Source organism: Geodermatophilus sp. URMC 64, from assembly GCF_053502555.1.
Genome location: NZ_CP199955.1, coordinates 213,177 through 223,903, shown reverse-complemented (window position 1 = coordinate 223,903; position 10,727 = coordinate 213,177). Strand labels below are relative to the sequence as shown.

Genomic DNA, 10,727 nt, shown 5'->3' with positions numbered 1-10,727 from the left:
TCCCCGGGGCGCGGCGCCGCCGGGAATGACAGGAAGAGGGGGTCGTCCGCGTCGATGACGTCCACGACCACCGGTCTTCCCGACCGCTACCGCCCCCTCGACCAGGTCGGCGCCGACGAGCGCACCCCCACCGGCGTCATCCGCTCGTGGCGGGCCAAGGACCGCGTGCTCAACCGCGACGTCGCGATCCGCGTGCACACCCCCGGCGGTCCGGCCGCGCACGCCTGGATCGCCCGCGCGCTCACCGCCGGCGGGCTGGCCACACCGGCGCTCGCGATGGTCTACGACGCGGCGGAGGGAACCGACGACGCCCAGGCGCCCAACAGCGCCGCGTACGTCGTCAACGAGTGGATCGACGGCGAGAGCCTCGCCGACCGGCTGAAGCGCGGGCCGCTGCCCCAGCGGGAGGCGCGCACGATCATCCGCCGCCTGGCCGAGGGCGTCGCCGAGGCGCACCGGGTGGGGCTGGCCGTCGGCGGCCTCACCCCGGAGCACGTCGTCCTCCGCCCGAACGGGCTCGTGGGGCTGCGGGCCGTGCCCGCGGCCAGCGGCACCGTGCAGGGGGACATCACCGCCCTGGGCGCTCTGCTCGAGGCCTGCCTGGGCGGTCCCCAGGCGGTCGAGGCGGCCGGCCGGGGCACGCGCCGCGGCACCGGGCCCGGCGTCCCGCCCGACCTCGCCGCGCTCGTCCGCCGCGCCCGCTCCACCGAGCCCGGCCAGGGCCTCTCGAGCGTGGCCGCCATGGTCTCGCTGCTCAACGAGCGGCCGCGCACCGGCGGCGCCGTTCCCGCCGACCGCACCGACTCCGACAGCGGCTGGCTGCGCAACCTGCGCCGTCGGGAGGAGGCGGTTCCGCGAGCCGGCCACACCGACGACGACGCGGCCGACGTCCCCCCGCCGCCGGCCGCCGACGAGCCGCCGGCCCCCACGATCAGCGTCGACTCCCCCGTCCGGCTGGACCCGCAGACCCTGCCGCCGGTGCCCCCGCCCCGGCCGCTGCCGCCGACGGGCTCGTACCCCGTCGACGAGCCGTGGACCCGCACCTCCGACCACCTCGACGCGGTCCTGCCGGGCCGCGGCTACGCCCACGAGGGGTACGGCGACGAGGACTACGCCGACGAGGACTACCCCGACACCGGCAGCACCGACATCGGCGAGACCGAGGAGCCCGGCGTCCGCCGCCGGTTCGCCGTCGTCGGCATCTCCGTGGCCGCCCTGGCCGTGGTGATCGCCCTGGCCTGGTGGTTCGGCAGCAACGTGCTCTCGGTCGCCGGCTCCGTCGACGAGGTCGGCGGCTCCACGCCGCAGCCCAGTTCGTCGGCCGACGCCGGGTCCAGCAGCGCCGCGCCCGCGGCCGGTGCCCCCGCCGCGATCGTCAGCGCGGAGGTCTTCGACCCCGAGGGCGACGGCCAGCCGGAGAACGACGACGAGGTCCCGAACAGCTACGACAACGACCCGTCGACCGCCTGGTCGACGCTGACCTACCGCGGCTCGCCGGCCTTCGGCAACCTCAAGCCCGGCGTCGGCATCCTCTACGACCTGGGCAGCGACCAGAACCTGGCCGCCGTCACCCTCACCACGAGCACGCCGGGCATCACCGTCGAGGTGCGCACCGGCGGCAGCCCGGACGGCGCGCTGGACAGCTACGCGGTCGCCGCGTCCGGCACCGTCGACGGCACGACCGACCTGACCTTCGCCCAGCCGACCACGGCCCGCTTCGTGCTGGTGTGGGTCACCGGCCTGGTCGAGACCGGTGACGGGTTCAGCGGGGAGCTGGCCGAGGTCGTCGTCCGCACCGCCGGCTGACGCGGCCGGGACGGCCGCGGGGGAATGCCGCCCCTACCATCGGGGTTGTGCGGCCCGTGACGACGAACCCCCAGCCGACGCCAGGACCGGCGGTCGGCACCGACCCGGCGCATCCCGCCATCCCCCCGGCCGAGCACGACGGCATCCGCGACCTGATCATCATCGGGTCCGGTCCGGCCGGCTACACCGCGGCGATCTACGCCGCCCGGGCCAACCTGCACCCCCTCGTGTTCGAGGGCTCGCAGTTCGGCGGCGCGCTGATGACCACGACCGAGGTCGAGAACTTCCCCGGCTTCCCGGAGGGGATCCAGGGCCCGCAGCTCATGGACGACCTGCGCACGCAGGCCGAGCGCTTCGGCGCGGAGCTGCAGCCCCGCGACGTCACCGAGGTCGACCTCACCGCCAACCCCAAGGTGGTCAAGGTCGGCGACGAGACGCACCTGGCCCACGCGGTGATCGTGGCGACCGGCTCGAAGTACCGGTACCTCGGCCTGGACAACGAGCAGCGGCTGCTCGGCCGCGGGGTCTCGGCCTGCGCCACCTGCGACGGCTTCTTCTTCCGCGACCAGGACATCGTCGTGGTCGGCGGCGGTGACTCCGCGATGGAGGAGGCCACCTTCCTCACCCGCTTCGCCAAGAGCGTCACCGTCGTCCACCGGCGCAACGAGCTGCGGGCCTCGAAGATCATGCAGAAGCGCGCGCAGGACAACCAGAAGATCCGCTGGGCGCTGGGCAAGCAGGTGACCGACGTCCTCGGTGAGGACACCGTCCGCGGGGTCCAGCTCACCGACGTCGAGAGCGGCGGCACCGAGGAGATGACGGTCACCGGGATGTTCGTGGCGATCGGGCACGACCCGCGCAGCGAGCTGTTCGCCGGCCAGCTGAAGCTGGACGACGCCGGGTACGTGCAGGTGGAGCACCCGACGACCCGCACCAACATCGACGGTGTCTTCGCCTGCGGCGACGTGGTCGACCACATCTACCGGCAGGCGATCACCGCGGCCGGCACGGGTGCTGCGGCGGCCATCGACGCCGAGCGCTGGCTCGCCGAGACCTTCGACGAGCGCTGAAAGGACCCCTCTGCCCCCCACCGCTCGCACGCTCGCGGCGGGACCCTGCAGAGGGGCCGTGAGCCGGGCATAGAAGCACCACCCCGCTGGTTCTTCCACCAGCGACTTCGAGCAACCGAACAGGGAGTACGACCATGGCAGGCAACACCGTGACGGTCACCGACGCCAGCTTCGCCAACGAGGTGCTGGGCAGCGACAAGCCCGTCCTCGTCGACTTCTGGGCCGAGTGGTGCGGGCCGTGCAAGATGGTCGCCCCCGTGCTGGAGGAGATCGCCGCCGAGCACGGCGACAAGCTCACCATCGCGAAGCTGAACATCGACGAGAACCCGCAGATCGCCCGCGACTACCAGGTCATGTCGATCCCGACGATGACCGTCTTCCAGGGCGGAAAGCCGGTGAAGAGCATCATCGGCGCCAAGCCGAAGGGCGCGATCCTCTCCGACCTGGCCGACTACATCGGCTGACGAAGGACCCGGTACAGAGCGTGACCCCAGGGCCCGTCCGACCACCCGGTCGGACGGGCCCTGACACGTCCGGGTGGACCCCGCTGGGCCGCGCCGGCCACGGCGGGCGACAATCGGCCCACGATGAGCGACAGCCGCATGCAGCCCCTCCGCGCCGGGGACCGCGGTCCGGCCGTGGCCGACGTGCACGCCGCGCTGCGCACCCTGGGCCTGCTTCCCCCCGCCCCCGACGGCCCCGCCGACGCGGTGCCCACCGACGCGGCCGTCTACGACGCGGCCACCGAGCTGGCAGTTCGGCACTTCCAGCAGGTGCGCGGCCTGTCCGTCGACGGGCGGGTGGGCGAGGAGACCTACCGCGCCCTGTCGGAGGCACGCTGGTCGCTCGGCGACCGGCTGCTGCGGTACGACCCCGAGCGGCCGATGCGCGGCGACGACGTCACCAGCCTGCAGGAGCGGGTGCACGAGCTCGGCTACGACGCCGGACCGGTGGACGGCGTCTTCGGCCCGGAGACCGAGTCGGGCCTGCGGGCCTTCCAGCGCGACTACGGGCTCACCTCCGACGGCACCTGCGGGCCCGCCACCCTGCGGGCGCTGCGCCAGCTCGGCCGCAAGGTGGTCGGAGGGCGGCCCCAGCTGCTGCGGCAGAGCGCCTCGTTCGTGGAGAGCGGGCCGCACCTCATCGGCCGACGGATCGTCATCGACCCCGGGCACGGCGGCCCGGACACCGGCTACACCGCGGGCGAGACGACCGAGGCCGACCTCGTCTTCGACCTCGCCTCGCGCATCGAGGGCCGACTGGCCGCCGCCGGCGCGACCGTCTACCTGACCCGCGGGCGGCGCCAGAACCCGACACCGGCCGAGCGCACCGCCTTCGCCAACCAGGCCCGCGCCGACCTGTTCCTCTCGCTGCACCTCGACGCGCACACCTCCGAGCACGCCCGCGGGGTGGCCAGCTACTACTACGGCACCGGCTCGGGGGCCTCCTCCACCGTCGGGGAGCAGTTCGCCAACCTGGTGCGCCGCGAGGTCATCGCCCGCACCGGGATGCTCGACCTCGGCTCGCACCCGAAGACCTGGGACCTGCTGCGGATGTCCCGGATGCCCGCGGTCCGCATCGACTGCGGCTACCTCTCCCACCCGGTCGACCGGCTGCTGCTGCTCGACGCCCGGCTGCGCAGCACCGTCGCCCACGCCGTCCTCGCCGCCGTCCAGCGGCTCTACCTCGCCCCGGAGGCCGACCCGCCCACGGGCACGTTCGTCCTGCCCGCCTCCACCGGCTGAGCCGGGTGACGGAAGGGGCGGACGACCGGACCGGTCCGTCCGTCCGCCGTGTCGCCGGAAACGGCTGGCGCGCGCTCCCTACACTCCTGAGGGTGGCTTCCACCCCGTCCGGTCCCGGTGCGCATCCGCACTCGCACGTGACGCCGCGGCATCCGCGGCTCGACCCGCTGGCGGACCGGTACGCAGCACGGACGCACGGCATGAAGACCTCCGAGATCCGCGCGCTGTTCTCGGTGGTCAGCCGGCCCGAGGTGGTCTCCCTCGCCGGCGGCATGCCCGCCGTCACCGCCCTCCCGCTGGACGCCGTCGGCTCGATGATCGGCGAGCTCGTCTCCGGGATGGGCGCGCAGACGCTGCAGTACGGCTCCGGCCAGGGCGATCCGCGGCTGCGCGAGCGGATCTGCGACGTCATGGCGCTCGAGGGCATCCGGGACGCCTCGCCCAGCGAGGTCGTCGTCACCGTCGGCTCCCAGCAGGGCCTGGACCTGGTCACCCGCGTGTTCTGCGACCCGGGCGACGTCATCCTCGCCGAGGGGCCGTCCTACGTCGGCGCGCTGGGCGTCTTCGAGGCCGCGCAGGCGCGGGTGCGGCACGTCGCCATGGACGACGACGGCCTGATCCCCGAGGCGCTGGAGCAGGCACTGCTGGAGTGCCGCGCCAACGGCGACCGGGTGAAGTTCCTCTACACCGTGCCGAACTACCACAACCCGGCCGGCGTCACGCTGTCCGAGCCGCGCCGCCGGGCGATCATCGACCTCGCCGACCGCTACGACCTGCTGGTCATCGAGGACAACCCGTACGGCCTGCTCGGCTTCGACCACGAGCCGATGCAGGCGCTGCGGGCGCGCAACTCCCAGCGGGTGATCTACCTCGGCTCGTTCTCCAAGACGTTCTCGCCGGGCCTGCGGGTGGGCTGGGTGCTCGCCCCGCTCGCCGTCCGCGAGAAGCTCGTCCTCGCCGCCGAGGCGCAGGTGCTCTGCCCGCCGTCGCTGACCCAGTACGCCGTCGCGCGCTACCTGGACACCCAGCCGTGGCAGCAGCAGATCAAGCTGTTCGCCGAGCTCTACCGCGAGCGCCGGGACGCCACGCTCGAGTCGCTGGGCGCGCTCATGCCGGCCGGAACGACGTGGACGGAGCCGGACGGCGGCTTCTACGTGTGGCTGAAGCTGCCGCACGGCCTGGACGCCAAGCTCATGCAGCCGCGGGCGGTCAACGCCCACGTCGCCTACGTGCCCGGCATCGGCTTCTACGCCGACGGCTCGGGCCGGGAGTACATGCGGCTGTCGTACTGCTACCCGGAGCCGGCCCAGATCCGGGAGGGCGTGCGCCGGCTGGCGAGGGTCATCGAGGCCGAGCTGGACCTGCACTCCACGTTCGACAAGATCGACACCGGTACGTTCCGGGCCGTCCCGGGCAACCGCCCGCCGACGGTGCCGGACGTCGAACCGTTCGTGGGGCCCGCCAACAGCGACCGATACGAGGACCGCCGGTGACCACCGAGCCCGCAGCAGTCCCGACCGAGGCGACCGAGGGGGCACCGCACCCCCTGCGCGCCGTCGTCCTGGCCGGGGGGCTGACCTTCGAGCGGGAGGTCAGCCTCTCCTCCGGCACCCAGGTGGTCGAGGAGCTCACCCGGCACGGCGTGGAGGCCGAGCTCCGGGACGCCGACTCCGAGCTGCTGCCCGGCCTGGCCGCCGCGCCCGCGGACGCCGTCTTCATCGCCCTGCACGGCGCCACGGGCGAGGACGGGTCGCTGCGCGCGGTCCTCGACCTCGCCGGCGTGCCGTACGTGGGCTCGCCCGCCGCCGCCTGCCGGCTGGCGTGGGACAAGCCGGCCGCGAAGTCGGTCGTCAGCTCCGCCGGGATCGCGACGCCGGACTGGGTGGCACTGCCACACAGCACCTTCCGCGAGCTGGGCGCCGGCGCGGTGCTCGACCTGATCGTCGCCCGCCTCGGCCTGCCGCTGATGGTCAAGCCGGCGTCGGGCGGCTCGTCGCTGGGCGTGCAGAAGGTCGGGCGGGTGGAGGACCTGCCGGCCGCCATGGTCAGCTGCTTCGCCTACGGCGACACGGTCATGGTGGAGCGCTACGTCGAGGGCGTGGAGCTGGCGCTGTCCGTGATCGACCTGGGCGACGGGCCCGTGGCGCTGCCCGCCGTGGAGATCGCCCCGGAGTCCGGCGTCTTCGACTACACCGCCCGGTACACCCCCGGGCTCACCGAGTACCACACCCCGGCCCGGGTGACCGACGACGTCGCCGAGCGCGCCGCCGCCCTCGCCGTGCGGGTGCACGAGGTGCTCGGCCTCGCCGACCTCTCCCGCACCGACGCGATCGTCTCGCCGGACGGACAGGTGCACTTCCTCGAGGTGAACGTCTCCCCGGGCCTCACCGAGACGTCGATGTTCCCGATGGCCGTCGAGGCGGCCGGGCACGACCTCGGCGACGTCCTCGGCCGGCTCCTCGCCCGACGCGCCGGCACCCCCCGCTGAACCCGGGGGTGCCGACCGACCCGACGATGAGGTCCCCTTTACGTCTGTGACGTAAAGGGGACCTCATCCGTTACTGTCGGTCAGGACTCGGATCTGCGTCCGGTGATGTCGGGTGCCATCAGACCCACGATGCGCTGCAGGTCGTCGACCGAACCGAACTCGACGACGATGCGCCCCTTCGCCCGGCCGATCTGAACCTTCACCTTGGTCTCGAAGACGTCGGAGAGCCGTGCCCCGAGGTCCTCGACCCCCGGCGCGCTGATCTTCCGCGGCCGGCGCTTGGCGGTCGGCTGCTCGGCCGCCGCCATCGCCACGGCCTCCTCGGTGGCCCGCACCGAGAGTCCCTCGGCCACGATGCGGGTCGCGAGGGCGTCCATGGCCTCCGCGTCGGCCAGGCCGAGCAGCGCGCGCGCGTGCCCGGCGGAGATGACGCCGGCGGCGACGCGGGTCTGCACCTTCACCGGCAGCTTCATCAGCCGGATGGTGTTGGTGACCTGCGACCGGCTGCGGCCGATCCGGCTGGCCAGCTCCTCGTGGGTGGCGCCGAACTCCTCGAGCAGCTGCTGGTAGGCCGCGGCCTCCTCGAGCGGGTTGAGCTGCACCCGGTGGATGTTCTCCAGCAGCGCATCGCGCAGCAGGGCGTCGTCCGTGGTGTCGCGGACGATCGCCGGCACGGTCGCGAGCTCGGCGGCCTTGGCGGCCCGCAGCCGCCGCTCACCCATGATGAGCTCGTACGCCGCCCCACCGTCGTCCCGGCGCTTCTCCCGGACGACGATCGGCTGCAGCAGGCCGAACTCCCGCACGGAGTGGGTGAGCTCCTCCAGCGCCTCGTCGTCGAAGACCTGCCGCGGCTGCTTGGGGTTGGGGACGACGTCGTCGACAGCGACCTCCCGCAGCTGCGCCCCGGGGACGCCGACGGTCTCCTCGGCCGGCACCGGCGCGGCCGCCGGCCGGACGGGCGCGGCAGGTTCCTCGGCCGGCTCGTCACCCGACGGCGGAACCGCCGCGGGAGCCGGCGCCGCGACGACGGACGGCCGTTCGGCCGCCGGACCGGCCGGCGGGGGAGGAGCGGTGGGGATCAGGGCCGCCAGGCCGCGGCCGAGCCCGCCACGCTTCGTCATCGGTTCTCCGTCGAGGGGTCAGTGGGGATGACCGGGTCTGCGTACGAGTGGGGAGCGACCCCCGCCGGCGCCCGCTCGAGGGGCGGCAGTCCCACGCCGCGCTCGGCGAGCTCCCGGGCCGCCTCCACGTAGCTGGTCGAGCCGCGCGACCCGGGGTCGTAGGTGAGCACCGACTGCCCGTAGCCCGGCGCCTCCGACACCCGCACGTTGCGGGGGATGACCGCGGTGAGCACCAGGTCCCCGAAGTGGTTGCGGACCTCCTCGGCCACCTGGTCGGCGAGCTTGGTCCGCCCGTCGTACATGGTCAGCAGGATGGTGCGGACGGCGATGCCCGGGTTCAGGTGCGCGCGGACCAGGTCGATGTTGTTGAGCAGCTGGCCGAGCCCCTCCAGCGCGTAGTACTCGCACTGGATCGGGATGAGCACCTCGTCGCCGGCCACCAGGGCGTTGAGGGTGAGCAGCCCCAGCGACGGCGGGCAGTCGATGAGCACGTACTGCGGCCGCTTGTCCTCCGGCAGCGAGTGCACGTACGCCTCGATGGCGCGGCGCAGCCGGTACTCGCGGGCGACCACGGACACCAGCTCGATCTCGGCGCCGGCCAGGTCGATGGTCGCCGGGACGCAGGAGAGCAGCGGGCTCGCGGTGGTGGGGTGGGTGACCGCCGACAGCGGGCTGTCGCCGATGAGGGTGTCGTAGACCGACGGCGTCCCCACCGTGTGCTCCACGCCGAGGGCCGTGCTGGTGTTCCCCTGCGGATCGAGGTCGATGACCAGCGTCCGCAGCCCGTAGAGCGCGAGCGCGACGCCGAGGTTCACCGCGGACGTCGTCTTGCCGACGCCGCCCTTCTGGTTGGCGATCGTGATGACCCGCAGGCGGCCGGGCGCCGGGAAGGGCTCCTGGTCCGCCGCGTGCAGGACGCGGGTGGCCCGCAGCGCCTCCATCGCGATGGGGCTGTCGAACTCCGTCCCCGGAGCGGGCTGATCCGCGGTGAGACTGCTCCGCAACCGCTCACCCGGGTCGGTCATCGCCGGTCCTTCCTGCCGTTCGTCCCGCTGTCCGTTTCACGTGGAACGGCCGCGGGCAAGCGTTCGGGTTCCACGTGGAACAGCGGTGGGGTCATCGTCTGCGACGCCCCGGTCATCGTGGCCCGCGCGTCATGACGACCACGGTAGTGGCAGCGTCTCCCAAGTCGGCACCGACAGCCCGCGCGTGCACGTTCCGCATGCCGGCGGCCTCCAGCTCGGGGACGAGCCCGGGCAGCTCCTCGACCGCCCGCGATCCCACGAGCGCGACCAGCTGGGCGCCGGGCCTGAGCAGCCCGCGGCACCACGCCACCAGCCGGGGGAGGGCGGCCACCGCCCGCGCGGTGACCACGTCCACCGCGCCCACGGCGGCGGCGACCGACCGGTCCTCCGCGCGGCCGCGCACAACCCGCCACGGCGCGCCCAGCTCGGCCACCGCCTCTTCCAGGAACTCCACGCGCCGGGCCATCGGCTCGACCAGGGTCAGTGTGAGGTCGGGGCGGGCGAGGCCGAGCGGTATCCCGGGCAGGCCCGCCCCGCTGCCGACGTCGACCACGCGGGCGTCCGCCGGGACGGCCTCGGCGACGGCGGCGCTGTTGAGGACGTGCCGCTCCCACAGTCGGGGAACCTCGCGCGGCCCGATCAGGCCGCGGGTGACGCCGTCCGAGGCCAGCCGGGCGACGTAGCGCTCGGCGGCGGAGAGGGCATCCCCGAAGACGGCGCGCGCCGCCTCCGGGGCAGGTGGAACAGATCCGTCCGTATTGCTCACGCGTCCGGGAGGATCACGACGCGCCGGTTCGGCTCCTCGCCCTCGGACTCGCTGCGGACGCCGGCGACCGAGGCGATGACGTCGTGCACGACCTTGCGCTCGAACGGGTTCATCGGGGTCAGCCGCTCGGGCTGCCGGCTCTGCGCCACACGCCGGGCCGCCTCGGCGGCGAGCCCGGACAGGTCGGAGCGCCGCTTGGCCCGGAACCCGCCGACGTCGAGCATCAGCCGGCTGCGGACGCCGGTGGACTGGGCGACGGCGAGGCGGGTGAGCTCCTGCAGCGCCTCGAGCACCTGGCCGTCGGGGCCGATCAGGTTGTCCAACTTGCCGCCGACGATGGCGACGGAGGCCCGGTCGCCCTCGACGTCGAGGTCGATGTCGCCGTCCACGTCGAGGATGTCGAGCAGCCGCTCCAGGTAGTCGCCGGCCACGTCCCCCTCGCGCACGAGCAGGTCGTCGTCGTCCGCCGGGTCGTCCTCGTCGTCCTCGTCCTCGACGTCGTCGACGTCGTCGACGAGCGCGTCGTCGCTGACGGGGTCGGCGTCCGGCAGGCCGGGCCGGCCGTCGGGGTCGACCGGTCCGCCGGTCGGCGCGGGGCTCAGGACGGCGCCCGACGTCGCCTCGGCCGTGGCGGCGGTGTCGGTCGCGGGCTGCTGCGGAGCACTCACGGAGGTTCCTCCTCGTCGGTCCGGGTGGTCTGGGGCCG

Annotated in this window: 10 protein-coding genes; 6 read left to right on the top strand and 4 right to left on the bottom strand. The window is 74.0% G+C overall.

Features of this window, described 5'->3' with window-relative positions; all coding sequences use genetic code 11:
- The first annotated feature begins 54 nt into the window (after positions 1 to 54).
- From ACWIYF_RS01075 to ACWIYF_RS01050, 6 genes are all read left to right on the top strand, one after another.
- The gene (locus tag ACWIYF_RS01075) at positions 55 to 1,806 is read left to right on the top strand and encodes a protein kinase family protein (RefSeq protein ID WP_448626262.1); all 1,752 of its coding nucleotides are present in this window, start codon (positions 55 to 57) and stop codon (positions 1,804 to 1,806) included.
- 56 nt (positions 1,807 to 1,862) lie between these two features.
- Entirely contained in the window at positions 1,863 to 2,876 is a 1,014-nt protein-coding gene (gene trxB / locus ACWIYF_RS01070) for a thioredoxin-disulfide reductase (protein ID WP_448626261.1), read from the top strand.
- Between the two features lie 134 nt (positions 2,877 to 3,010).
- Complete coding sequence (trxA, locus tag ACWIYF_RS01065; protein ID WP_448626260.1) at positions 3,011 to 3,340, top strand: thioredoxin; 330 nt, start codon at positions 3,011 to 3,013, stop codon at positions 3,338 to 3,340.
- Between the two features lie 123 nt (positions 3,341 to 3,463).
- Positions 3,464 to 4,621, top strand: coding sequence for an N-acetylmuramoyl-L-alanine amidase (locus tag ACWIYF_RS01060; RefSeq protein ID WP_448626259.1), 1,158 nt, complete (start codon positions 3,464 to 3,466; stop codon positions 4,619 to 4,621).
- Between the two features lie 92 nt (positions 4,622 to 4,713).
- Entirely contained in the window at positions 4,714 to 6,114 is a 1,401-nt protein-coding gene (locus tag ACWIYF_RS01055; protein WP_448626258.1) for an aminotransferase-like domain-containing protein, read from the top strand.
- A complete protein-coding gene (locus ACWIYF_RS01050) occupies positions 6,111 to 7,109 on the top strand; it encodes a D-alanine--D-alanine ligase family protein (RefSeq protein WP_448626257.1) in 999 nt (332 codons plus the stop codon). The genes ACWIYF_RS01055 and ACWIYF_RS01050 overlap by 4 nt, the downstream gene beginning before the upstream one ends.
- Positions 7,110 to 7,189: 80 nt before the next feature.
- Here ACWIYF_RS01050 and ACWIYF_RS01045 read toward each other — a convergent pair whose 3' ends face one another.
- From ACWIYF_RS01045 to ACWIYF_RS01030, 4 genes are all read right to left on the bottom strand, one after another.
- Complete coding sequence (locus ACWIYF_RS01045) at positions 7,190 to 8,230, bottom strand: ParB/RepB/Spo0J family partition protein (RefSeq protein ID WP_448626256.1); 1,041 nt, start codon at positions 8,228 to 8,230, stop codon at positions 7,190 to 7,192.
- Positions 8,227 to 9,255: a ParA family protein gene (locus tag ACWIYF_RS01040; protein WP_448626255.1), complete on the bottom strand. Its 1,029-nt coding sequence runs from the start codon at positions 9,253 to 9,255 to the stop codon at positions 8,227 to 8,229. Before ACWIYF_RS01040 ends, ACWIYF_RS01045 begins: the two co-directional genes overlap by 4 nt.
- Before the next feature lie 112 nt (positions 9,256 to 9,367).
- Positions 9,368 to 10,021, bottom strand: a complete 654-nt coding sequence (gene rsmG / locus ACWIYF_RS01035; RefSeq protein WP_448626254.1) for a 16S rRNA (guanine(527)-N(7))-methyltransferase RsmG — start codon at positions 10,019 to 10,021, stop codon at positions 9,368 to 9,370.
- Positions 10,018 to 10,689, bottom strand: coding sequence for a Jag family protein (locus ACWIYF_RS01030; protein ID WP_448626253.1), 672 nt, complete (start codon positions 10,687 to 10,689; stop codon positions 10,018 to 10,020). Before ACWIYF_RS01030 ends, rsmG begins: the two co-directional genes overlap by 4 nt.
- Positions 10,690 to 10,727 lie beyond the last annotated feature (38 nt).